Below are 25,216 nucleotides of genomic sequence, written 5' to 3'. Positions count from 1 at the left end.
TTATGGTCATCTGTACAGAGAGTAGAAAGAACATTCATCCGTCACTCAAGACTTAATAAGTTACTTGTGAGAAATCCGGGATTTACCTGTAATTTGCTGTAAATCCCATCCCCTAATTCCTAATTTCTATCGATTATGATCGACTAACCCTGGATTACCTTCAACATCCACATCTAATCTTTCACGACGTACAGTTTCTTGTGCTTCTACAGAGTCAGTTTTCACTTCTTTTCTTACAGCTACTTCTTCCGCAACAAAAGCTTGCTTACGGATATCCGCAGTTTCCTCATAAACATCAATTTGTGCGACTTCGCCACTTCCAAAACTGACATTTTCCGGATTCACAAACTCTGTATTTTTGGGGACAGTGCGTTCAATGACAACCCGCTCCTTCTCAACGGGAACAGAAGCTTTAGCAGTTTCCGTTTCCACATGTTTACCGATTGTGACTCCCCCTGTCCGGAAACGGTCTTTATCAACCACTAATCTCTCCTCATAGAGTTTGAGATTCTGAGAGTTATTTTCAGGGATTGCATATAGTTCCGGTTCAGAGTCGTAGTTATATGTATCGCGATTATAGTTAGCGGTTTGACCTCTGTAACCAGTTCTCACTTTTTCTTCGTAGTCATAATCAATGACCATATCATCTTTGTACTCAGGTAAGTTTTCTACCTGTTCTCTGGTTAAACCTAAAGCGTATACACGATTGAGTTTATAATCGATACTCACCTTACCAACGGGAAGTAAAACTTTTTTGCCAAAAATCCACAAACCTGTATCAATGACAAAGTAACGGAAACGTCCACTTTCATCCACAATTAAATCGTGAACGGAACCAACTTTATGATTATCTCTGTCACTAAAAACTTCTAAATCTTGAATTCTATATCCGGCAAATACACTTTCTTGGTAGTTAGGATAAAGGTCAGCAATTTTATATAAAGCCATTGATTTTTCTCCGATGTAGAATTGAAATTTAATTGATTGGACTAGTTGTATGCAACTAAATCAAATCAATTTAGTCCAAGGGCAATTCCTGGACTAATTAGCATCAACAATTACTACTCTAAAAGATTTATCGGAGAAGTTGTTCTAACTGATGAAGTATATAATTTATATTTTTTTGGCTCTGATATATCATTAGTTATATGCAATTTGATAAGGGAATACCACAAAATATATTACCCAATAAATAATGGTGGGTTACGGACTTCGTAACCCACCCGATAGATGGAGGAATTTTTTGGCTATTGAAGCTATCGAATCCGATAAACACGTACAGCATTAGACCATAATGTATCTTCCTGAGCAGCAATTAGGGAATAGGGATGACGTGACACCATTGTCAATAAATTCAAGAAAGTAGATTTAATCACATCAATATTATCTTCTGACTCCGATAATAAATCCATCTTCAAACTGCGGGTGCTTCTCATCCGAGTTGCACCGGATTCCGATGTTTTCGGACTAGTCCGTACAGGTGGAACCGGACGACGGGACATTAGGGTTAAAATATTCGCAAATGTCGATGTTAAGAGTAGAAAATCTTCATCTTCTGTAACGAAATCATCCCCCTGTTGCTCAATTGACGACGTTGGAACTACCATTTTCTGACTTTTACCTGACCGAGTTGCACCAGGTTCCGATGTTTTCGGACTAGTTCGTACAGGTGGAGCTGGACGACGGGACATTAGGGTTAAAATATTTGCAAATGTCGATGTTAAAAGTTGAAAATCTTCGTCTGCTTCAGAATCAATAATTTGATTAATTTGATTTACAGGATTTAAATTATGACTTTTGGTTGTGCGAGTTGCACCAGATTCGGAAGATTTGGGTTGATTTTTGACTGGAGGTGCAGGACGACGGGATAACAAGCTAATTGCGTGACGAATTTCTTGAAATATCTGTTCTTGTTCGTCTATGGTGAAATCATTATCTTGGCTTTGAGTAAAACTTTCTTTCTCAACAGTTTCTTCTGTGTTTGCAGATGTTTTATGATTGTCACTAGTAGAACGATGGGACAACAGAATTAATACATCACTGACATTAACTCGATTTGAATCTTCCGTATCCACTAAATCACTATTATCTTCCATAACAATAATGTTACGGATATTTGGTAAAAGGTTCTGTTCGTTATTTTCTATCCCTGAAATATCGCCTGAAGATTTAGCTAGACGTGTCATAATAGGGGCATCTCCTTGTATATCGCATTCTCTTAGCTGGTATGTTTACTTCTTTGGTTTGCTAGAAAAAACTAGCTAGTAACCACTTTGTTGCTGTGTGAATGCATCCTCTTGTTTCTACAAGGTTGTTGAATCTAACTCCGGAAATGTTGCGGAGAAAACACCTATAGCCATCGGTTGAAGGTTTGTCAAATCTTAGGCGTAGGGTTGTTGACTGTTAAGGGTTGACAGTCATTTGTCCATATCTGAAGAATCCAAATTGCATTTTGCATATTAGCAATGCTGGGTATGCCGTATTCCCATAGTTAGGATAGCATCATGGGAGAGTCGTCCACCAGTTTCAATCACCACCCCTCCAATTCTGGAAGAAATAGGTGTCAAACTGGCTTCGGCGTTAGGTACAACTAAAATCGTCTGTTGGTCAATGCCTTCAGGATATTCCGGATGACACTTGGTCGAGGCAAAGGGAAGGCATTAAAGCAGCGAAAATGGGGGAATGATTACCGTAGATAATTCGAAAGACGGGGTTAATTTTGCTCTAGAAATCATTTATACCTTTTTATCATAGAGTTGATACCTGACGGGAAGCAGGGATGCAGAGGGAGTAGGGGAAGCAAAAGGAGAAAATCTATCACGATTTCTGTGAAATGGTATTAGCTCCTTTTTGCTTAGGGTGAAGTTCGGATTAAAATTCACTTAAAATATTATTTAACCATTCTTTGAAAAACCAGATACGATAATTGCGGGAAAATATCTTGACTTTTAGCATAGCTTTTATCATCTCCAAAAATGGCAATTACATATCTAGTCTTTCCATCTAGTGTTTCCACATATGCAACTTCTTGTCGAGAATTAGTTGTCCAACCAGCTTTAGAAAAAAATCTCACCCTATCTGCTGGTAATGATTCGCCAATAAAGTTTTTCACTGGATGAAATTCTTCTGGATTGAATGGTTGTTTTTGCCAATATTGTAAATCCCTATTTAATAAACCTTTCATTACTTCACTTGCAGAGGTAGAAACAGCTTGATTAGTAACAATTTCAGACATCAATCTAGCAGTAGCGAATGATGTTAATTGATTCCGAATCGGTTGCTGAGGATTATCACCACGTATCTGTGCATCACTTCCCTGGGGTTCTGGTATAGTCTTGCCGTAATGATAAACTATTGGAAAGGTTTTTTGGTTAATATTAATCTTGGTGTAACCAGCTTGACTAAAAAAAGTATTGAGGCTGTCCCGTTTCTTTTTCCATTTTTGATATTCGTCTTTTGCTAACTTTCCCTGACTAGGAGCATTAGTTAGCCGATCAACTATTTTACTAGCAGCATCATTATCTGATTTAATTATCATTTCCTCTATATCTGTTTGTAAATCTTCATCAACAGGAAGGGAGGCATTATAAATTTTTGATTGCAGAATTACTAACCAAAATAATTTAGCTATACTAGCAGGATATCGAGGAGTTTCTTGTTGATAGCCAGCGATGGTATTTGTATTTAAGTCTATTAATGTAATTGATAATTTATTAATAGCCAAATTACTCGATTTAGCCTTTTTCACTAAATCATTAACTATTGCTTGTAATTTGACATCGGATTGAAAATTAGCCAGAGAATTTCACCTGTTGCTGGATTTGTTGGCAATTCATAGGGTGTTTTACCGGTGAGCAACTAAATTGCTGTTAGTCCCAAGCTATATATATCACTGGAAAATACAGGTCTCCCCACGGATTGTTCCATTGGCATAAAACCGGGTGTTCCAATCACGATGGACTGGGTGGAATTTCCAGAATTTGTAACTTCTGAAACTGCTCAAGATTTATTTAATAAATACCCTCTTAGCTCTCGCATCCTTAGACTCCCACGCAAAGCATGGGAGTCAGGGAAATGGTAGGCATATTTACGCAATGCGGTACTAGAAACGGCTTTGTTCAGGACTTAATCGCCGAATAATCAAAACACCCACCACAATGACTACCAAAGATAATACAGCTAATTGATTCACCCAACTAACTGTAAAGGTACCCAAATAACGGGAACCACTCAAAATCGTATGTATTGCTGCCAAAATCAAGGCTGGTACACTCAACAAATGTAACTGTCGCCACCGTTTACCCAATTTTAACTGTAATCGGTCAAAACTTGTGACTGCCGCAGGTGTCATTAATCCTAACGCCACAAAACCAGCAGCGATACCAACTTGCCAATTTAGCGGTAAAAACAGAAACCCTTGCCAATTCCAAGCGAGGGAGTGGTCTAACATGTGGGCTGTATGGGCTAATGCCAACACATAAGCACCCACACCTAAGCCCCGACGGTATTTTAACAGGGTTCCCCACCACCGAGCAACAGGACGGGCAATCAAAGCTAAAATTAGTAGAGCGATCGCACTATGTCCGGTATAGTCTACCATCGCATCTGTCCGCCATAGGGTGATAATCCCTATCGTTAATGTCACCCATCCACCCATTCTAAACAATTGACTGCGCCGTTCCTGACTCAAAAATGATGCCGACCCACCTACCCCCAACATTATCGGTGCGGTCCCCAATCCAAAGGCTAACATGGTGATAGCCCCATGTCGCCAATCCCCCCGTTCCGCCGCTTTAATTTGGGCAGCGTATAAAAAACCACATGGTATCAATCCCCACAGCATTCCCAATAAAGCAGGTGTCCACCACCGGATTTGGGTCGATAGATTGGTCATTTGCTGTCCCAGTCGCTGGTGCAGTTTACCTTGAATCAGGGGATGGAGAAAGGGAATAACGGGTAATAAATTGGGATTAATTTGTTGTAAACCAAACCAAATCAGCATTAAACCCGTAATAATAGCTAGCCACCGACGAATATCACTACCAATTCCAGCGATTTGTCCACTCGCAAGCACTACCGCACCCACTCCACCAATAGCTGCACCAACCAGGGTATAACTTATTACTCTTCCCAAATTGAGGAGAATTTGAAAACGTAGATTATCCCACCGAGTTTGATTCTGACCAGATAGGGAAAAAGCCACCGCAAGGGGACCACACATCCCCAAACAATGGCCAAAACTACCCAGAAATCCCAACAGGAAAATTAGCCAGAGATCAAGCATAATTAATAGGAAAGAAAAGTTACTTGACTTCGACGATCACCGTATCTGCGATCGCTTTCCCATTATGAACAAAATCAGCGTGATTATTAGCATTTAAAGTCACTTTGATCCTGTTTTTCCCAGGGGGAAGTTGCTCGATATAGTACCAAGAACTATACAAACGAGTCAGTTTGCGATCGTTGATGTAAATATGAGCGTGTCCTTCCCCCAAGCGGGGGTTGGTATTGACAGATTCAGGAGCAAAGCGGAAATTAGTCACCTGTGCTTGCAAATTCCAACCTTTTTTTGCGTCCGGTGTCACAGATAACTTAATTGTGGGAACTGGTTGACCGGGGGGAATCGTAATTTGTTCATGGTGGTGATGTTTGCGATTCCCTCTAGGTGTTGATTGATGGTGGGGGGGATGGGTATTGGTATCAGCGAAACTGCGTCCAGCAAGTATTGAAACAGCGAGGCTAGTTGCACATAATGTTGTACACAGAATAATCGGTTGGATTCTCATGACTCGCAAAAACTATTGGCATCCAGAAGTTATGATCAATCGTCATACTTGTCAAAAGACATCCTGTCGTAGCAATCAAATCCATCCTACTAGCTAGAATTCGTAAGGAGAAAAATGTATCGCATCAAATCCCTATCCCTCGCTTCCCGTTTATTTCTCTCCCATTTAGTTGTCATGGTGGTGGGAGTTGCAAGCTTGGTGGTGATGAGTCGGATTTTTTCACCGCAGTTCTTTGTGTTGCATTTACAACATCTAGAAAGCCGGGGGATGAGGTTAGTTGGTATTCGCGGTGAATTGGTGCAAGGATTTGAGTTAGCATGGCGACGTAGCACGTTTTGGTCAGTATTAGTTGGTGCAACAACTGCTGGTGGTTTGAGTTGGTGGGTATGTCAACGGATTCTACAACGCTTAAGCGAGATGGAAAAAATCACCCAGGAATTTGCCGCAGGAAAATTTGATACCCGTTTACCGCCTTCAGATATTCCGGAATTTCGTCAACTGAGCTACAGTTTTAATCGCATGGCGGATAGTATCCAAAATATTGAAAGTCGTCGTCGTGATTTAATTAGTGATATGAGTCATGAACTCCGCACACCATTGACGGTCATGCGGGGATATTTAGAAGAATTAGCTGATGGCAATCAAGAGCCAAATCCTCAGATATATATACAATTAATTCGGGAAACAAAACGTTTAGAAAGATTAGTTAATGATTTGCAGGAACTTTCTAAAGCGGAGGCTGGTTATTTACCAATTCAAGCGAAACCAATTAATTTACAACCCTTATTAGTATCTCTGGTAATTAAATTTCGAGAGCAATTATTAGAAGATGGACCAACCCTAGAATTACAATCTCCAGGGAATTTACCTGTAGTGATGGCTGATATTGACCGGGTGGAACAGATATTAATTAATCTGATTGGCAATGCAATCCGTTATACACCTGCTGGCAAAATTATAGTTAGCGCCCATAGGGATAAAAATTATCTTTGGATTACGATTGAGGATACGGGAATCGGTATCGCAGCCGATGATTTACCCCACGTATTTGAACGATTTTGGCGAGCCGATAAATCACGCGATCGCAATTTTGGTGGTACGGGTATTGGTTTAGCTATTACTAAATGTTTGGTAGAACTACAAGGCGGCAAAATTGAAGTAGAAAGCCAGTTAAATGTTGGTAGTAAGTTCCGTTTTTGTCTACCCCTAGCATAATTTATTCAAAAGTAATATTAAACCATGTTTTTAAATATCATAATATTAGTTTTTTAAAAATTTATAACTTACACAACTACCATGATTTATCTGTTAGATACATAATACTAAAAGTCCTATTGCTAGGTTCAAATTTATTCATAGCGTACTGTGACAGCCGTATAAGTCATGAATATAAAGACGCAGCAATTATTCTTATCAATCGCTACGTCTATAAACATATTAAATCCCTATTACATCTTTTCCAGCTTATTTATTTACAGTCACTAAACCTTTCTTCCGTCGCGCATAAACCATACTTCCAAAACCAAAAATCATCATTGCTCCTAATGTCCCAGGTTCTGGTGTTTTCTTCGTATTCATCACTTTAATTTGAAATGCTAAAGCCGAATTTCTTGGAGGATTTCCAGTCCACTCAAATTTAGCCTGACCAGTCAAAGTAAAAGGTTGAGTTAAACCACTAATTTTGAAATAATCAATATCACTACCTCCAACTCCTGTCGAAGATGTGCTACCAACAGAAACACCATTCAAAAACAAGTTATTTAGAAATACGGAACTATTGTTTGCTGCACGGGTACGTAAATAAATATCAGTTGCCTTTCCAATTACACTTGCACTTAAAGTTTGACCGCCCAAAATATAGCTAACATTATTTCCATCGTAACTCAAAGTAAAATCGACAAATTCACCACTTGTCCAAACTCTGTTGCCAACAGTAATTGGTGTACCTCCAACTAAACCAGTATTATTACTATTGGGTACAATTGGATTGTTGATACTAAATTCTTGATTACCTGCTTGTGCCCGATTATCACCAATCCGACCTTCAGCAACAAATAATTCACTGAATTTACCCGTCAGAATCCCATTATTAAAATCTGTATCTGTGTAGCCACTAAGCGCGGTAAAAGATACAGCACTTGCAGAGGAAGGAGCGCTGATTAATCCAACTGCTGCTAATCCTAATCCGAAAAATACTTTTGCTGTAGTTGAGTTTTTAATTGCTAACATTTTGTTTGCATCCTTCATCTTTGGAATTAAAAATTAATTACAAACTCCTGATTATTATGAAGATTAAGTAATCTGGAAATATTTCTTTTATTCCCCTTAGATTAGATTTATTCCCCTTAGAATCACTACTTAATCTCTGCTTTCGATTGATAGATATTTTCCCGATTATTTTACCTTTGACTGGTTTTGTTAGCCGCCTTATTACCCTTTCAGTTTAAGCAAGTGATTTTTACTTGTCCATACCATTCCACTGGATTTATCAAAACTTTGCCTCTTAATGATTTTTTATTATTAGCTGCTCTCGTGAAGTCAAAATTAATTATCTTTCTATGCATTCTCACAATCCCAGTGTTATATAACAGTATAAACACACAAATCAAACATCTAAAACAATAATTTTTTATCTAGTTAGCAAACAATTTACAGCAGTCCGAGCAGGATTTTTGAAATCTTACATCTCACATGTAGGGTTGTTAACGGTTAACAGTCACCAGTCATCAATCATCAGTCAACGGTACACTATTTTTCACGACTTAAATCGGATTGCTGTATAAACAGTTATCAAATGAATACCCGAAAAAACACTGACTTTTCCCCCTCAAAGAATAAGATTATTCCCTAATCCATCAAAAACCAGTAAAAACTCGGAGAAGATTTTCTTTCAAAACCGAAAAAACGCAGAGATTCAATTATTAATGACACAAACTAGTTAAACCAGGGTAAATACGGAAAAGACTACCCGTCACCAACCACAACGTCGCTTAAGCTATTTTTAACCATAAATTAACCTAAACTTATTTTTTAAATAATTTAAATAAAAATATTTGTTTATTAAAGTTTTATTGCGTATTGCAAGGTAGAATAACAAAAAATTAACTTATCCAAGTGCCGGATTATGGAGCGCTCTGCTTCTCCTGGTGGCTTCAGTATGAAATTACACTTATAATTGTGTCCGTAAAATATTCACATAGACTACTTTAGCAAATACTGAAAAAATACTATTATTCTTACTGCTTATGGATTCGGCTCAGATTGAAACCCCTTCCCTTGCCATTTCCGGTTTACCTCCGACTTCTACCATCAACAGCCATACCTCAAGCATTACATTATCTTCCCCAAGCAAAGCATTTTCATCCATCAACCATAAATCAGCCCGAACCAGTCTACGTGCTTCTACGATAGATGCGGTTTTTGCTGTAGTTTTTGGACTAGCAACCAGTGGAATTCTGCTGAATAATTTCTTGCTGGAATTGGGTGCGGGAGCAATGGTATTTGGAACTCTATCGGCAATTCCGATGGTAGTTCATGCTTGTCAACCCATTGGTGCTTATTTTTCCGAACGAGTCAGTAGTCGGTTTAGTTTTGCTATTTGGACATACGGGGTTTCGCGATCGCTCTGGATAATTCTTGCCGTGGGAATCGTACTGGAGCAAACTGGAAAAATCGAATCGGGTATATTAATCAATTTAACTATAGGAATAGTTTTACTGAGCCATTTCTTGGGTAGTTTGGGAAATCCATCTTGGTTGAGTTGGATGGCGATGATTGTACCGCGACGGTTACGGGGTCGTTATTTTGGCATTCGTAATAGTGTTGCGAGCTTGACAAATTTAATTTGTGTACCGATTGCTGGATTTATTGTGTCCCATTGGTATGGGGGAACTCGTGCAGGTTTCGGGGTTGTCCTGGGTTTGGGAATTGTTTGTGGAATTATTAGTTTGGGTTGTCAGTATTTTAAGCGTGATATTAACCCACAGGTGCAAAATTCTTCCCGTATCCACCTGAATTCCTCTCCTGTGAGCAGAGAAACAACACCAGAAACACCAGAAACACCTTTAATACAAGCGATTTTGGCTGACACCAACTTCATGACCTTCTTGGTCTATGTGGGTGTGTGGATGTTTGCCGTGAGTTTAAGTAACCCGTTTTTTCAACTTTATATGTTGGATACCCTGAATCTAAATGTGGGTTGGGTAACTGTGTATACTAGCGTTCAAGCTGCTGCAACTTTGATATTAATGATTTTTTGGGGTCGATTGGCGGATCGAATTGGTAATCGTTCAATTTTATTTTTTGTTGGTATATTGATGGCGATTATCCCGGTATTTTGGTTAGGAGTTGGTCAAACTAATGTCGATTTATGGTTATGGCTACCCCTACTACATATATTTACCGGTGGGACAGGAGCTGCCATTGAATTGTGTACCAATAATCTCCAATTAGGGATTGCACCCATTAAAAATCAAGCTAAATATTTCGCAGTTGCAGCTGCGGTTACGGGTGTTTGTGGTGCTTGTGGGACGACTTTGGGGGGATTTATCGCTTCCCATTTACACTGGGGTGGATTACCGGGATTATTTTTGATTTCAGCTGCGGTACGGATGCTAGCTTTGACCCCATTGCTAATGATTCAAGAACCCCAGCGTCAATCTGTAAGTGAGATTTTACAGGGGTTAATGGATAGAAAATTCAGTTTAGTGAAAAAGGGTATTTAACCTCATTCCCTACCCTTGCTAAGAGATTTTTTCTAGAGACCTCATTGCTGACAAGTGAAGCTCATCGGTCTTTGGTCAATAAGTAATAATGCTTAAAATATTGTCAAAACCTGGGCGAATAAACATGATTTTGAAGGATGCGATCGCTAAATTTTTAATCCATAATTTATTCTTGCAGTTGTTCCATCAATTTATTCTTGCAGTTGTTCCATCAACTTTTTAGAGTATTGCTCCATAAGTAAAAACATCCTTAAATTTCTGCATAGTGTCCTAATTCGGATGTCATACGGAAAATGTCTGGATATCAGTGATAATAAATATACTGAAAAGCTTGTACTTACGTGCAAAATGAGGTAAATAGACCGAATAATTCCGCCTATTACCCGAAAAAGGATGATAGCCAGAATCTACCAAAACTTGTTCTAATTGTGGACACGTTCTAGAAAAATTAGATTTGTTAGTTAGAAAGTGGCGTTGTCCGTCCTGTCAGTCAGTCAATGGGAGAGACGAAAACGCAGCTAAAAATATTTGTGCAGTTGGGGCATCAACTGCTGGGTTAGACGATTTAAGACGGACTTTGTCCGCAATCGTTGTTTGAGCCTAGAATCCCTGCCTTTGTAGGGCAGGGAGTATGTCAATGTTGACAAAAAATTTTTGTCTTAGCTTGTCACGAATATAGAGACCAGATTAAAAACTGGATAAAGTGGCTAATTCTGCGGCAATTGGTGGGGGATTATAACCGTAACTAAAGGCTTGGGAACTATCAAGGGAAACGTCTTGGGGTCTCGGTGCAGCCATATTGACATCGGTTTGACGACAAGCTTGGAGGTGATGTTTTGGTAGTTGGAAAGCTTCCACCATTAGTTGGCCAAATTCATAGCGAGAAATACGTTCCTTTCCCCCTAAATGTAGAATTCCCTGGATATTTTGGTTGAGTGCTAATTGTAATCCTGTAGCTGCGGTTGTCCCACTGACGGGTGTGCGATATTCGTCTATAAATAATTTTAAATCTTGGCCTTGTTGAAGTGTGTGGATAAAACCTTGGATGAAACTGGTTGCGGTGGGGGTGGGATTCCCAAACATTAATGGCATTCGACAAATCGTTGTTTGAGGATAAATTTCTAACATTCCTTGTTCCGCTAAAACCTTATGTTCACCGTATATATTGACAGGATTGACCGGATCGGTTTCTGCGTAGGGTGGATTTAATCCATCAAATACTAAATCTGTGGATGTAAATAGACAGGGAATTGCTGCATCCGCACATAATTGGGCAATGTGACGGGAAGCTTGGACATTAATTGCGTAGGATTGGGTGGGATGATTTTGGCAATAATTAGGCTGGGATAAAGCCGCAGTATGAATAACTGCATCAGGTTGGATACTAAGAAATAAGTTTTTGAGTTCAGATTCGTTGACCAGGTTGATTTTTGCTGATTTGACTCCGGGAATTTCTAGGGGATGGGAGAAATATGTGCCATAAATATCCCAGGTTGGTTGTAATTTTTGACATAAGTGCCAACCCAGAAAGCCACTAACCCCGGTGATGAAAATTTTACGTTTCATGTTGCAGATATTTGGATGCAGCTTACCGAACAGAAAAAGCTTCGCTAAATCTTCTGGTAATTGGTTCCATAATAAAGGTTAAAACTGACTTCCGCCGGGTGACAATTTCTCCGTTCGCCGCCATACCTGGTGTAAATTTCACTTCTTTACCTCGTACCATGACGGAGTGGCGTTTTAATTTAATCCGGGTGGGGAAGACTAAACCTAAGTCCTGATCGACGATCGCATTGGGACTTACTTGAACAACTTCTCCCTCCACTGTGCCGAATTCCTGGAAGGGGAAGGTCGCGAGTTTAACTTTTGTGGGCATTCCTTCCCGGATAAAACCGATATCGCGGTTGAGAACTCTGACTTCTAATAATAATTCCTGACCATCAGGTAATATAGATAGTAATTCCTCCCCCGCTTGCACTGGTCCTTTGGTGGCTTTGACCTTATAAACCGTACCCGATACGGGAGCTTTCACTGTTTCGTATTCGGCTTGTTTGCGAGCTTGCTCCAGTTTCCCGGATACATCAGCGAGTTCTTCACGACGTTGTTTGATTTGGGTGAGGATTTCACTTTGGCGTTCGGCTGCAAGTCTAGCAGCTTGACTGCGGGCTGATTGGTAGGCTTGTTGGGCTTGGCGGATTTCCTGGGCTTGGGCAATAATATCCTTTTGTAGGGATTCTACTCGGTTTTGAGCTTCGGTGATGCGGTTGCGGGCGTTGACTTCTTCGTCCTGAGCGCGGGTTATTTGGGCGCTAGCGGTGTTGAGGCGGTCTTGGGCTTCTAAGTAGTCTAGGCGGGGAACGGCGTTTTCCTGAGCCAAGGAACGTAGACTGGCTTCACGTTTTTGAGCGATCGCTAAACTTTCTTTGATTTGGGCACTGACTGCTTGGGCATTGGTATAATTGGTTTGGGCGTTAACTAGACTGGTGCGGGCGTTTTTGAGATTTTCTTCCAATCTAACTAGACGCACTTTGGCTTGGTCGATGAGGGCTTGTTGACGTTGGGCTTCTGCTTCTGCTGCTGCTCTTCTGGCTTCAAAGTCCCGCAACCTTGATGCTGATAATTCGTTGAGGATGGTACTTCCTGTGGTTTGTGTTCCTGTGCGTTCCGCATCTAAGCGCCGTAAATCTTCTTGAATTAATTTACTGGAGCGAGCTAGTCGGGCTACCTCTGTTTGTTGAAATTCCGGGTCTCTTTCTACTAGTATATCCCCTTTGGCGACGCGATCGCCTTCTTTGACTCGAACGGCGATAATTGAACCGTTACCAATGGATGTGACTGGACGCACTTGGGTCGATGCAATTAATTCTCCCGGTGCAACGGCAACTTCATCTATTTTGGAAAAATGGGCCCAGGCGATCGCGCCAAATACCACTGCACTAATTGTACCAGCAAGTACGCGTGTATATAATGGTGGCAATTCCTGAACGGCTTTCCCTAATTCGTAGGATAACTGTTCTTCCGGACGCGCAAACATTTGTTTGGTTTGTCGTGCTTGAGCTGCATTGGCTGATAATCGAGATTGCATAGGGATATTTTGATGGAGAGCTAAAATTAATCGGAATAATTAGAAGTTATGGGAAATAATTTAGTTTGAATAGCACTTGCTTTATCGAGTATAGTCGATTCTTCCATAACCAATCTTGATCTTGGTTATACTCTGCACGGCTATTGCCGCAAACGGTAGCATGAAAACAAGAAATTCTTCCCGTAGCAAGTTCATCAGAAACATTCCAAACTATCTTATTTCTGATCTTGCTACCATTTCCTCTTCAATAAAATGGATAAAGTCGAGCAGAGAGCCAATAATGCCGGAAATGGGAGTCATGGCGATCGCAATTAACCCTGGGCAACTCCATATACCCATTGATCATCGATTCCCAGAGCATATACAGGTGTCACCTCAACAGTTCATTTCGCCACATCATAATCCTTCTGCTCATGACGGAAAACCTTGCCCCGACCGTCCTCAGGTTCTGAACCAGATGGGATCCAAATTGCATCGATAGCAAATAACTTACCATCGGCGATCGCATCATTAGCATTGACGGCTGCTTGTAGTATCAACCTTGCTTGCACTTCTTCAATTCTACGTTAATTTACGGAAATATCCTCTGCCGGAGGGACAATACTTAAACGATTTAACCCTGCATCGATTTCCCTCAATACCTGAAAATCTTCTTCGGGGAGGGGATAGGTATGACCACTACTTCCATTTAACAGGGGTTGGCGTTGCAAAAATGCAAAAGCTTGACGAAAATCCTGGGGTGTGGCGGTGATTGGTGCATCAAAATGGGCAGGGATAATCCGATAAAAATCCCACTGCGCCACACTTTCAGCCCAAACTAACGTTTCTCTAGGAGCGCGATTTAAGATTAAAGTTTGTAAAATCGGTGCAACAAAAATCCTACCATTTCCCCGTAAAGCTTCAAAGGAGCGTTGCCAATCACTTTTCCATTTAAACGGGTATAAACCAAAATAGGATTTATAACTGTATTGTTTGGCTTTCCAGGCTTTCCATGTTTCCTGAATCACCTCACCCCAACTAGGTATTTCCAGAGTGCTAGCACGAAAATACATGGCAAATAAACAAATACGTTGCCATCCTTTGCGACGATTAGCAAGATTATCGATGATGATATCCGCAGCTTTATCTTTAGCATGGAAGAGAAGGGGAAAAGGATTAAGCTGGATAATCGCTGGGGGGTCTGGAGGAATGGAAACAATCGTATCCGTAACAAGTAAAGTACGGGAAGATTTATGGAAAAAAGCTACCTCTTCAAATTGACCCGGGCCTAAATAAATTGGTCCTAACACCTGATAATCGAAATCTGTACTAAAGGGTGATTGTTTGCTGTCGCTAGGTAGAATTTTGGTGCGTTGACGCGGTAAACCTAGCCAACTCAACGGTAGATTCACAGGAAAACTCCATTGATTTGGAGCAACATAGACTACAGCTTGGGGAAAATGACGCGCAAACGGGCCAACAAATACCTTATGCTCCAACCCGGAAATAGTTGGCAAAATAATATACTTAACATCCCCGTGTTCCCTCACCAGCTCTTCCACCAAGCGTATACACTCAGGTGTGGGTGCAACGGGAGCATAAACCAACAAACCACCTTGACTTAACTTCACCACAGTCATCCGCACCGGGACAACCACATAAAATATCCCTTGCAGTTGGTCAAAAGTCCAGATAGTATCCTTAATTACTTCCGTGCGAATAGTTTGTCGTTGACCAAAAGGGTAAATTGGCAACGTGAACCAGTATCGCCACGAAAAATCCTTTTGATTCTGAGTTAAAATTTGCGATCGCTGCACTTTCATTCCGGACTCGGCTACACCAAAAATTCGTTGAGGCTATTAATAAAATTATCAATAAATTCCCATCTTTCAGCTTAATTCTAAAATCCGGACAGTGGAAATAGCCTGCATGTACTGTTGACATCAGAGCCAATGAAAGTGATTTTCCCTCGCTTGTAAATAGGGAGTGGGGAGTAGGAATGAACTATTTAGACCCTTTAGGCCAAGCTAAAGCTAAATGTATGTTTGTTTGTGTCCAAAGGATGTGGGAGACTGACTTAAACATGTAGACTACAAGTGGCAAAACAAGTGGCTATAGTGGGTAGGGGAAAAACTGCTTTCATGGGCTTTTGGAGTCAGCGTTACATGTTGGCTACTCCCAATTCCCAACTCCCTCATCATCAATATACTCCTTGAGTGGTAAGCTAAAGGGTGAAATAAAAAAGTAATATAGGATGAAGTGTTAATGGGTGTTGCCTCAAATGAGCCGCATCTTTTGCGCGCTGCCCGTGGAGAAGTATTAAGCCGTCCCCCTGTTTGGATGATGCGTCAAGCAGGACGCTACATGAAAGCATATCGAGATTTGCGCGAAAAATACCCTTCATTCCGGGAGCGTTCCGAAATTCCAGAAGTTGCCATCGAAGTTTCTCTCCAACCTTGGCGAGCTTTTCAACCCGATGGTGTAATTCTATTTTCGGATATTGTCACCCCTTTACCGGGTATCGGCATCGAGATGGATATAGCTGAAGGTAAAGGACCAATTATCCACCAACCCATTCGCACGATTGAACAGGTGAACGCACTGCGTCCCCTCAACCCTGACGAGTCTCTACCGTTTATTAGAACCATTCTCCAAGCATTACGGCAAGAGGTAGGAAATCAGTCCACGGTATTGGGCTTTGTTGGCGCACCTTGGACGTTAGCTGCTTACGCAGTTGAAGGTAAGGGTTCTAAAACCTATTCGGTGATCAAAAACATGGCTTTTTCTGACCCGACAGTTTTACACTTGCTATTGGATAAACTTTCCGAGTCTATAGCCATCTACATTCGCCATCAAATCGACTGCGGAGCACAGGTTGTGCAAATGTTCGACTCTTGGGCTGGTCAACTTTCTCCCCAAGATTATGATACCTTTGCCCTTCCTTACCAACAAAAAGTTTTTGCAGCCGTAAAACAAACCCACCCCGATACACCCCTAATTCTACTTGTTAGTGGTAGCGCTGGTGTATTGGAAAGAATGGGTAAATCCGGTGCGGATATCGTCAGCGTCGATTGGACAGTAGATATGGCCGATGCTCGTCAACGCTTAGGTAAAACCATGAAAGTCCAAGGGAATTTAGACCCAGGGGTTTTATTTGGTTCCCAAGAATTTATCCGCGATCGCATTTACGATACCGTCAAAAAGGCTGGTAATTGGGGACATATCCTCAATTTAGGACACGGTGTGTTACCGGAAACCCCAGAAGAAAATGTGGCTTTCTTCTTTGAGACTGCCAAAAATCTCAATCTCGCTACTGTTTAGGACTTACCCACTTATTACGATAAAACAAGACTTTGAGACAATACGGTTGGTGTTAAAGATAACTGTAGGTTGGGTTGAGACTTGGCATAGACTGTTGATTTTGTGGAAATTTACCCATAAGTTCACACAGTTTTTGTGACTATCTCGTCCCGATGCTCCGCGTAGGGACGCATTCTAAGAGGCTACTGCCTTTACATTACTTCAACCCAACCTACCCAATAATCAGTCTTTTAAGTCTAACTAAACTGTATTGGACTTTGAGATTGCTACTTTACTGAAGCTACTGCGCGTCTACCCGATGTCGCAATGAAGTAGCTGCCTAATCTCGGATTTCTCACAAGGTAAGTTATCAGTCTAGGGTCAGGGATGAATTCTTCTTCTACTCCCTGTAGGTTTAAGGAATTTGTCAGAAATACAGGGTAGTAATTGCGTAAGTCCTGTAATTTTATAAATAAAACATGGAGGTGTTATAGATAAACATCTCCATGTTTTTCTTTTGCACAAAGCGGAATTCAAATCAACTGGATAGAAGTGGATACAAGTCAGTTCTTTGGGAGAAGTATTTTGCCTATACATAAACCCATAGAGACTTCTCATTTCCCAGAGAAACTACGCGTATCTACAGAGATGACTACTCCTCTGGAGACGACCCGGTGGGTCGTCTCTAATCCCTACTCCCCACTGCCTACTCCCTAAAAGTTTTAGGATTTGCTTCCAATTCGGATTTTATATCCTACTTTCGATGCCAAGTTACCTTCGGTAAAATTTCATTCTTATCAACCCGATGTTGATACTTAATCGCAAAATTCAAAAGAGAATCCAGCAGGGAATCCGATAAATAATGGGGTTGCAAACCTAAATCCAGTAGCTTGGTATTTTTCGCATTAAAATAATGCTCTTCCTTCTCAATCCGAGGGTTGTTGATATTGTGGATATCCACATTTAATCCCATCGCATTTCCAGCTTTTTTCACCATCAAAGCCAAATCACCGACACTAAACAGTTCGGTAAATTGGTTAAAGACACGAAATTCTCCCGGTTCTGCGGGGTTTGCCACCGCCAATTCAATACAGCGAACAGTATCGCGAATATCCAAAAATCCCCGTGTTTGTCCACCTTTACCATATACCGTCAACGGATGACCAATGGCAGCTTGAATACAAAAACGGTTTAAGGCAGTACCGAATACACCGTCATAGTCAAGACGATTGATCAACATCTCGTCCATACCGGTTTCTTCTGTCAACACCCCATAAACAACCCCTTGGTTGAGGTCTGTAGCCCGCAAGCCCCAAATTCGGCAAGCAAAATGAATATTATGGCTATCATGTACCTTACTCAAATGGTACATCGAACCAGGTTGTTTCGGATAGGGTAAAGTATCCTTCCTCCCATTATGCTCGATGGTAATATAGCCCTCCTCAATATCAATATTGGGAGTACCATATTCACCCATCGTCCCCAATTTTACTAAGTGACAATCGGGGAAATCTTCTTTCATGGCATAGAGAAGATTCAATGTTCCCACCACATTATTCACCTGGGTCATGACCGCATGTTCCCGGTCGATCATCGAAAACGGTGCTGAACGCTGTTCGCCAAAATGGACAATCGCATTCGGTTCAAATTTGTCTAACGTGGCTTTGAGAAATCCGTAATTTGTAATATCGCCAATGAATAGGTCGATATTTTTACCTGTCAAATCTTTCCAGCGCTGGAGACGTTGCTGAATCGGTGTAATCGGGGTTAAGGTTGCTACACCTAATTCATTATCCCAGTGCCGTCGCACTAAACTATCTAAAATTCCAACTTCGTAACCTCGATTGGACAGATAAAGCGCGGTTGCCCAACCGCAATAACCATCGCCACCAATTACCAGGACTTTCATTTTTACCAGTTTTTACTCGCTGATAGCTAAATCTACCAGGTTTATGTACCTATTCAACCACCCTTGTGTCAGATTCCCCAGAAAAATTTGCTCGTTTTTTCGCCTGTATCTCCACCATATCAAGGCTTTACAGATTTTTAGCAGCATAAATTATTTTTATCCACAGCTTTGCTCAAGGAAGCAGGGGAGGCAGTTTTTCTTTTTTCCTATCTCCGCTTGAGGATACATTCCACGGGGCTTTCTCGGCTTGAAATTAGTCCCCTATGACGTTTGGACACAACCAAGTAGAAAATAGTTCACTCTAATTTTGATAGATTTTCTTCCCCTCAGTAGCCCTCGTGGAATGCGTCCCCACGCGGAGCATAGGGACGAGATAATATCAACTCCCCACCCCCTACTCCCCACTCCCCCTCCTTTACTCAATATCAAAGGCGATTGCCAATTGTCACAATGCGATAGTTCTGGGCAATGTAATAAAAAAATTGGTAATAATCGCTAAATTCCTGACTGGGAGATTGCCCTTGCCAAGTGTAGTCAATTTTGTCATGGGAGAGTGTTAATTTAATCAAGTTGACTTCAGGGGTCGCCTCCACGACTAAGATACCTTTTTTCCCTTGTAAAGTCTGAAAATTAGGGTTTGTATTTGACTGACTTTTCGTTTCCAATTGCAGAGAGTTAGGTAACTGATTTGCTGCCCAAGACCGAATTTCCACTGACTCATCTTCAGGTGATACAAGTACAACCCCATCCGCATTATTGGGTTGGGATTGGATTTTCCAGTTACTAGGGTAGGGAAATTCAAACCCATAACGGGCGTTTTTGTAAATTTTCCAACTGCTGGAACTTAGTCCATGACCCTGATGACTACAACCTAAAACCAGAATTAGCATCCCTAACAGCAATATTTTCAGCAAATCCGAAAATTTACTACCAGCATCTTTTTGTATCCTCTCCCACAACAACTGACTACTGGCTAAATAGGAAGAAATCTTCACGTTTAACTTTACCTCCTATTTTTCTGACTCAAGGGGTAGACGGGAATTTCTCCACAGGAGCAATCCCAACTCAATCAACAGTAAACACTAAACGACACCCCCGGTAAAGGACTCTGTTGCTATTCTTGTGCTAATGTAACAATATATTAAGAAAATGCCGTCAAAACGTTTTACCGTCTTGACAAGATAGGGAGCAACCGATAAGGTGGGATACATACCCGGGTACGACCGTTAAAGAATTATGCAAGCGAAGCAAAAGGTTACATTGTACTTAACGCCAGAAGTACATAAAAAATTAAAAATTAATTCCGCAATTAGTTCCGAGCCGATGTCCGAACTTGCCGAGCGAGCATTAGTATTTTACTTAGCAAACTCCGAGTTGGTGGACGGATACGAGGGTGTGTACGGCAGCACCCACCGAGTTTACAACTGTCCCCACTGTGAAAGTCCTTTAGTCCTGCGGGATGATGAACTAGTAGCACTAGGGAAACAGGCGGGTATCATTGCCCAGGAAGAACTCGATTTTGATGTTATTGCTGACGGGGAGAACGAATCCTGTCCTCAAGGGGAAGGGGAATTAGTTCCTTGTTAGGATGCGAATAGGCTGTGGATTGAGGTAGGCAAACTGTGAATCATAATTACAGCGATAGAATCCTCGATAAAAGCAGTTTTTGTACGGTCTCATACGGTCTTGGAGTAGGTCTCAAGAAGGTCAAAGTATGAAAGAAGAGCTAAACGTCTTAATTCAGGCTCAATACCCCCTAATCTATCTTGTGACCTCGGAGGAAGAGCGGTCAGAGCAATCAATATTTGCGATCGCCCAATCCTTGAAGCCGCAACGGCGGGTATATGTATGGACAGTTACCCACGGAATTGTGGAATATGGGCAACCTCGGTCAACCCAGCACAATACAGTGTCGCCAGAGGCGGCAATAGAGTGGATAATTCGTCAAAAAGAACCAGGTATTTTTATTCTTAAAGATTTGCATCCGTTTACGGACGATGCGGGAACAGTTAGGTCTTTGCGAGATGCGATCGCATCCTTCAAGGGCACATATAAGAATATAGTTTTAATGTCACCAATCCAAAAGGTACCTGTGGAGTTGGAGAAGGAAGTCGTGGTTCTGGACTTCCCCCTTCCCAGTATGAGCGAATTAAATGAAGTTTTAACAAACCACATAGAACAAAGTCGCGGTCGGCGTTTAACTACTGAAGCCAGGGAAAAGTTACTGCGAGCCGCACTAGGATTAACAAAAGACGAAGCTGAGAAAGTATACCGCAAAGCTCAGGTTACGGCAAAACAGTTAAGCGAAACAGAAGTTGATATAGTACTTTCAGAAAAGCGCCAACTCATCCGTCGTAATGGGATATTAGAATATATCGAAGAAGATGAAACCATAGATGCGGTGGGTGGTTTAGAGGAATTGAAAAAGTGGTTAACCCAGCGTTCTAATGCATTCACAGAACGTGCCCGCGAATACGGATTACCCCAGCCAAAAGGTATGTTAATCTTAGGAGTACCGGGTTGTGGAAAGTCTTTGATTGCCAAAACCACTTCACGGCTATGGGGTTTACCCATTCTCCGCCTAGACATGGGTCGCGTCTACGATGGTTCAATGGTAGGTCGTTCGGAAGCGAACCTGCGTAACGCCCTGAAGACAGCCGAGTCCATATCGCCAGTGATTTTATTTATTGATGAATTAGATAAATCATTTGCGGGAAGCGCGGGGTCAGGGGATTCCGACGGTGGGACATCGAGTCGGATATTTGGTTCGTTTTTGACTTGGATGCAAGAGAAAAAATCCCCCGTATTTGTGATGGCAACAGCTAACCGTGTGGAAAGGTTGCCGGGTGAGTTCCTGCGCAAAGGTCGATTTGACGAGATATTTTTTGTGGATTTACCCACCCCAGAAGAACGGCGAGATATATTCAAAATCCATCTTAGCAAACGCCGTAGCGACATCTCTCGTTTCGACTTAGATCAGCTATCTAAGATGTCAGATGGATTTTCGGGAGCTGAAATTGAACAAGCGATTGTTGCGGCAATGTACGAAGCCTTTGCCCAAGACCGCGAGTTCCATCAATTAGATATTATTGCTGCCCTCAAAGCCACATTACCCTTGTCGCGAACGATGCAAGAGCAGGTGACAGCCCTGCGCGACTGGGCTAGACAGCGTGCGCGTCCAGCAGCAGCCTCCGTAGCTGAATACCAGCGAATGGAGTTTTAACAAGCTTTCCCTTGTTAAGTCAAGGGGAAAGGCTAGCGTGAAAATGCTAGCAGCATAAAAAAGCCGCAACTCTTGGAAAATCGCGGCTTCGCCAAAACAAACTGTTGTCCTTTTTCTCTATCTTCTCTTTTTGGAGGAAACCCAAATGTCTCATTTTAGCACTCTGCGCACCAAAATCACTGAAGCTGAAATCCTCAAATCTTCCTTACGCGACCTCGGTATCAGCGTAAAAACCGATGCTGATGTACGTGGATACAACGGTCAAAGGGTTCGTGCTGACATCGTTGCAGTTCTCGAAGGCGAATATGACCTCGGTTGGTCTCGCAACAGCGATGGTTCCTTCGACTTAATTGCTGACCTGTGGGGTGTTGCTAAGAAGCATAACCAAACCGAATTGATCAACTCCATCAATCAAAAATACGCAGTTAATAAAACATTAGCAGAAGTTAAGCAACGTGGTTTACAAAATGCCAACGTTAAGTTGGTGTTGCAATAAGTAACCTTCTGCGCGTTCCCAAAACTGCACGGGTTAACCAACTTGAATATGGCGGTTAGCCCGCTTTTTTAACTGGACTGGAGGTATAGCCGACCAGTCCATCTTGTTTATTATTTATTAATATACACGTCAATGGTTGTCACCGCTTGAGTGTTAATACGTTAAACCTAAGAGAGAATCTGGGTTTTGTTAGAAAAGTTGCGCAGAGCGCGTCCACAGAAATTGGACATTTTTAATTTAGCATTTCTTAACGAAACTTATGGTTGCCTATAATTCAGTTGAGGAAATTCAAATTGTGTAATCAATATCGAAATGGTAGGGAGTGGGGAATCGGGAGAGACGATATACCGTTTGAGCCTATTTACTTTCTTCAAGAAGTGGTTGATAAAGTATTTATTGACCAATACAGTTCAGTTAGACTTAAAAGCCTGATTATTGGGTAGGTTGGGTTGAAGAATCTAGAGACAGTAGCCCTCGTGGAATGCGTCCCCACGCGGAGCATAGGGACGAGATAACATGGTAGGGAGTGGGGAGTAGAGACTTGCAAAAAAATTGGGGGATTTCTCCCCCATGCTCAAAATGCTTGTAAATGGTTAAATTAGCGTCGTGCATTTTGGGTTGGGAAATTACCCGGTTGGACAGCGAGGTTTAGGGTTTGACCGTTGCGACGCAATTCTAAGCTTAAATTCTGGCCAATTTGACTATTTTCTACAGCCCTTTGCACATTATCTGTGGTAGTGACGGGATTACCATTTACCCTGGTAATAATATCACCGGGGCGAATTCCGGCCCTAGCGGCAGGAGAATTCGGGGCTACTTGGAATATTAAGATACCCCTATCTTCATTAACACGGATACCTGATTGTGGATCAGAGTTAATATCCTGCCGAATTTCTGGTGAAAGAGTCACCATTTGAATCCCTAAATAGGGGTGTTGGGCTTGACCATAGGTTATGATTTGCTGGGCGATTCTTTGGGCAGTATTAATGGGAATCGCAAATCCCAATCCTTGCGCACCTTGGATGATGGCTGTATTCATCCCAATAACTTCACCACGAGCGTTAAGTAAAGGACCCCCCGAATTACCTGGGTTAATGGCTGCGTCAGTTTGAATGTAACTAACCCGTCGATCGCTGGCACCAATTTGATTACTTCTGCGTCCGGTGGCACTAACGATTCCAGTTGTTACCGTATTATCTAAACCTAAAGGATTACCAATAGCGATCGCCCACTCACCTGCTTGAATTTGTTCAGAGTTAGCTAATCTTACCGTTGGTAAATTGGTGGCATCTATTTTGACAACCGCCACATCTGTAAGTTCATCAGTACCTAGAACCCGTCCTTCAAAGGTGCGACCATTTCTCAAGGTAATTCTCACGCGGTCTGCACCGTTGACAACATGGGCATTAGTGAGGATTTGTCCATCTTGGCTGATAATAAATCCCGAACCAGTTCCCCGTTCCACCCGTTGTCTACCAGTGCTGGGGATTTCGCCAAAAAACCTCCGGAAAAACGGGTCATTGAACTCAGCTGGGATGCGACTTCTGACGGTACGGGAAGCATCAATTCTGACAACCGCATCCCCAACACGATTAACGACACCGGTGACGAAATTACTTTCAACTGGAGGGACAATCGGAGCCGCATTCGCAGAACCGACAGCAACATTAGAGACATCTCTAGCTAATTGGGATTGTTGGGAACCCACATATCCACCAGCAAATACCATTCCCGAACCTAACCCAATCAAAGCCAGGTTCATCGCTGCACGTTTCCAAATCCCAGGATTAGCTGGTGATTGATTTTGTTCTACTGGTTGTTTGTCAGGAGTGTGCTTGGACATGTTCATAAATCTAGAATATAAGGAATATTTTTAATCGTTACTCCTAGATTGTAGATAGCAAATGTGAACATAATGTTGCATCTCGATGACGGAGATGTGAAATCTGAAGTGAGTAGAGGGAGTGGGGAGTGGGGAATAGGGAGTAGATACCACCTGGTGGGAAGTAGGGAATAGGGAGTAGAGACGACCCATCGGGTCGTCTCCAGGGAAATAGGAGGATCAACCCGTAATATTGGTACTGGATTTCCATAGCCAATAGGCGGCAATCCAAAGTGTAAAATTACCAACAACCGTCATGGAAGCTTGGAGAGTCACTAGCCATTCTAAACTGGGGGAATTATCGAAAAAATGCCAAGTGCAAGCACACATGGCACTAATTAGAGCTGGTAACATCGCCAAAGACAAACCCCACCAAGTGCGATCGCCTGTAACTTCACCATACCTCCAAATTAACCAAATTGCTGCCATCCATTCAATGACGCTGGAAACGTGAATTATCCAAGTGGGTATCGATAATGCGTGCATATTTCTGGTGATTTTTGCTGATTGATAATTTGAAAATACAGGGAGTAGTAATTGATGTCATTACCCACATTGCTCACAAAACCCTAAAACCCACAGGGAATAGTCCATGACGGGAGTAGGGTAGACGCTACGCGTACCCCTAGGGTTTAGGAGGAAAATCAATCCCTTATACTGTGTTTTACTTTGAAGTTGATACATTTAGGAGAGCAGGAGATGCAGGGGGAGCTTTCGGGAGCAGGGAGAGAAAATGTATCAAAATTTTAGGGAAATGGTATTACTCAAGGCTTACAACTTACTCGTGAGAAATCCAGGTTATGTGGTCGGGTACTAGTAACCCAAGTTGCTA

The 25,216-nt window shown here is 41.8% G+C and carries 22 protein-coding genes and 2 pseudogenes; 7 read left to right on the top strand and 17 right to left on the bottom strand.

All coding sequences use genetic code 11. The annotated features are described in order from the left end of the window. Positions 1-126: 126 nt before the first annotated feature. From CDC37_RS09340 to CDC37_RS09310, 7 genes and pseudogenes are all read right to left on the bottom strand, one after another. Positions 127-948 carry a PRC and DUF2382 domain-containing protein gene (locus CDC37_RS09340; RefSeq protein ID WP_096621513.1) on the bottom strand — a complete coding sequence of 274 codons (822 nt, stop codon included), beginning with the start codon at positions 946-948 and terminating at the stop codon, positions 127-129. Between the two features lie 308 nt (positions 949-1,256). After that, positions 1,257-2,186, bottom strand: coding sequence for a hypothetical protein (locus CDC37_RS09335; protein WP_096621512.1), 930 nt, complete (start codon positions 2,184-2,186; stop codon positions 1,257-1,259). Positions 2,187-2,459: 273 nt separating this feature from the next. Continuing rightward, positions 2,460-2,597, bottom strand: coding sequence for a PEP-utilizing enzyme (locus tag CDC37_RS25750; protein WP_442861088.1), 138 nt, complete (start codon positions 2,595-2,597; stop codon positions 2,460-2,462). Between the two features lie 293 nt (positions 2,598-2,890). Then, positions 2,891-3,748: a serine hydrolase gene (locus CDC37_RS09325; RefSeq protein WP_096621510.1), complete on the bottom strand. Its 858-nt coding sequence runs from the start codon at positions 3,746-3,748 to the stop codon at positions 2,891-2,893. Positions 3,749-3,795: 47 nt separating this feature from the next. Then, positions 3,796-3,987, bottom strand: a pseudogene (locus CDC37_RS25185) (protein kinase domain-containing protein); the annotation flags it as partial. A 115-nt stretch (positions 3,988-4,102) separates the two neighbouring features. Beyond that, a complete protein-coding gene (locus CDC37_RS09315) occupies positions 4,103-5,284 on the bottom strand; it encodes an urease accessory protein UreH domain-containing protein (protein WP_096621509.1) in 1,182 nt (393 codons plus the stop codon). 19 nt (positions 5,285-5,303) lie between these two features. Then, the gene (locus tag CDC37_RS09310) at positions 5,304-5,786 is read right to left on the bottom strand and encodes a hypothetical protein (protein ID WP_096621508.1); all 483 of its coding nucleotides are present in this window, start codon (positions 5,784-5,786) and stop codon (positions 5,304-5,306) included. Positions 5,787-5,900: 114 nt separating this feature from the next. On the opposite strand from CDC37_RS09310, the gene CDC37_RS09305 reads away from it, so the two are divergent. Continuing rightward, positions 5,901-7,001, top strand: a complete 1,101-nt coding sequence (locus tag CDC37_RS09305; protein ID WP_096621507.1) for a sensor histidine kinase — start codon at positions 5,901-5,903, stop codon at positions 6,999-7,001. Between the two features lie 249 nt (positions 7,002-7,250). Here CDC37_RS09305 and CDC37_RS09300 read toward each other — a convergent pair whose 3' ends face one another. Further along, on the bottom strand, positions 7,251-8,015 hold the full coding sequence (locus CDC37_RS09300; protein WP_157780699.1) for a choice-of-anchor W domain-containing protein: 765 nt from the start codon (positions 8,013-8,015) through the stop codon (positions 7,251-7,253). A gap of 1,016 nt (positions 8,016-9,031) precedes the next feature. Here CDC37_RS09300 and CDC37_RS09295 point away from each other — a divergent pair. Together CDC37_RS09295 and CDC37_RS09290 are read left to right on the top strand one after the other, a co-directional pair. Further along, positions 9,032-10,510, top strand: coding sequence for an MFS transporter (locus CDC37_RS09295; protein WP_096621505.1), 1,479 nt, complete (start codon positions 9,032-9,034; stop codon positions 10,508-10,510). Between the two features lie 406 nt (positions 10,511-10,916). Beyond that, positions 10,917-11,108, top strand: a pseudogene (locus tag CDC37_RS09290) (zinc ribbon domain-containing protein); the annotation flags it as partial. Positions 11,109-11,197: 89 nt separating this feature from the next. On the opposite strand, the gene CDC37_RS09285 reads toward CDC37_RS09290, so the two are convergent. From CDC37_RS09285 to CDC37_RS09275, 5 genes are all read right to left on the bottom strand, one after another. Continuing rightward, positions 11,198-12,076 carry an SDR family oxidoreductase gene (locus CDC37_RS09285; RefSeq protein WP_096621504.1) on the bottom strand — a complete coding sequence of 293 codons (879 nt, stop codon included), beginning with the start codon at positions 12,074-12,076 and terminating at the stop codon, positions 11,198-11,200. A gap of 22 nt (positions 12,077-12,098) precedes the next feature. Then, positions 12,099-13,595, bottom strand: coding sequence for an HlyD family efflux transporter periplasmic adaptor subunit (locus CDC37_RS09280; RefSeq protein WP_096621503.1), 1,497 nt, complete (start codon positions 13,593-13,595; stop codon positions 12,099-12,101). Between the two features lie 210 nt (positions 13,596-13,805). Then, complete coding sequence (locus CDC37_RS25490; protein WP_255408916.1) at positions 13,806-13,934, bottom strand: hypothetical protein; 129 nt, start codon at positions 13,932-13,934, stop codon at positions 13,806-13,808. Positions 13,935-13,978: 44 nt separating this feature from the next. After that, positions 13,979-14,146, bottom strand: a complete 168-nt coding sequence (locus CDC37_RS24165) for a hypothetical protein (RefSeq protein ID WP_157780698.1) — start codon at positions 14,144-14,146, stop codon at positions 13,979-13,981. Between the two features lie 15 nt (positions 14,147-14,161). Continuing rightward, positions 14,162-15,397: a DUF4336 domain-containing protein gene (locus tag CDC37_RS09275; protein ID WP_096621502.1), complete on the bottom strand. Its 1,236-nt coding sequence runs from the start codon at positions 15,395-15,397 to the stop codon at positions 14,162-14,164. A gap of 442 nt (positions 15,398-15,839) precedes the next feature. On the opposite strand from CDC37_RS09275, the gene hemE reads away from it, so the two are divergent. Further along, entirely contained in the window at positions 15,840-16,895 is a 1,056-nt protein-coding gene (gene hemE, locus CDC37_RS09270) for a uroporphyrinogen decarboxylase (RefSeq protein WP_096621501.1), read from the top strand. 733 nt (positions 16,896-17,628) lie between these two features. On the opposite strand, the gene CDC37_RS09265 is transcribed toward hemE, so the two are convergent. Beyond that, on the bottom strand, positions 17,629-18,783 hold the full coding sequence (locus CDC37_RS09265; protein ID WP_096621500.1) for an NAD-dependent epimerase/dehydratase family protein: 1,155 nt from the start codon (positions 18,781-18,783) through the stop codon (positions 17,629-17,631). A gap of 425 nt (positions 18,784-19,208) precedes the next feature. Continuing rightward, positions 19,209-19,778, bottom strand: coding sequence for a hypothetical protein (locus CDC37_RS09260; protein WP_231943346.1), 570 nt, complete (start codon positions 19,776-19,778; stop codon positions 19,209-19,211). A gap of 241 nt (positions 19,779-20,019) precedes the next feature. Here CDC37_RS09260 and CDC37_RS09255 point away from each other — a divergent pair, with 241 nt between their 5' ends. From CDC37_RS09255 to CDC37_RS09245, 3 genes are all read left to right on the top strand, one after another. Continuing rightward, complete coding sequence (locus CDC37_RS09255) at positions 20,020-20,370, top strand: hypothetical protein (RefSeq protein ID WP_096621499.1); 351 nt, start codon at positions 20,020-20,022, stop codon at positions 20,368-20,370. A gap of 127 nt (positions 20,371-20,497) precedes the next feature. Next, positions 20,498-22,006: a stress-responsive protein Ycf46 gene (gene ycf46, locus CDC37_RS09250; RefSeq protein ID WP_096621498.1), complete on the top strand. Its 1,509-nt coding sequence runs from the start codon at positions 20,498-20,500 to the stop codon at positions 22,004-22,006. A gap of 145 nt (positions 22,007-22,151) precedes the next feature. Further along, positions 22,152-22,502: a DUF1257 domain-containing protein gene (locus CDC37_RS09245; RefSeq protein ID WP_096621497.1), complete on the top strand. Its 351-nt coding sequence runs from the start codon at positions 22,152-22,154 to the stop codon at positions 22,500-22,502. 598 nt (positions 22,503-23,100) lie between these two features. On the opposite strand, the gene CDC37_RS09240 is transcribed toward CDC37_RS09245, so the two are convergent. Both CDC37_RS09240 and CDC37_RS09235 read right to left on the bottom strand, forming a co-directional pair. Then, positions 23,101-24,345: an HhoA/HhoB/HtrA family serine endopeptidase gene (locus tag CDC37_RS09240; RefSeq protein ID WP_231943344.1), complete on the bottom strand. Its 1,245-nt coding sequence runs from the start codon at positions 24,343-24,345 to the stop codon at positions 23,101-23,103. A 219-nt stretch (positions 24,346-24,564) separates the two neighbouring features. After that, positions 24,565-24,870: a DUF2499 domain-containing protein gene (locus CDC37_RS09235; RefSeq protein WP_096621495.1), complete on the bottom strand. Its 306-nt coding sequence runs from the start codon at positions 24,868-24,870 to the stop codon at positions 24,565-24,567. Positions 24,871-25,216: the final 346 nt, after the last annotated feature.

Source organism: Calothrix sp. NIES-3974 (assembly GCF_002368395.1).
Lineage (GTDB): Bacteria > Cyanobacteriota > Cyanobacteriia > Cyanobacteriales > Nostocaceae > NIES-3974.
The sequence above is the reverse complement of the archived record's forward strand: the minus strand, read 5'-3'. Positions and strand labels throughout refer to the sequence as shown.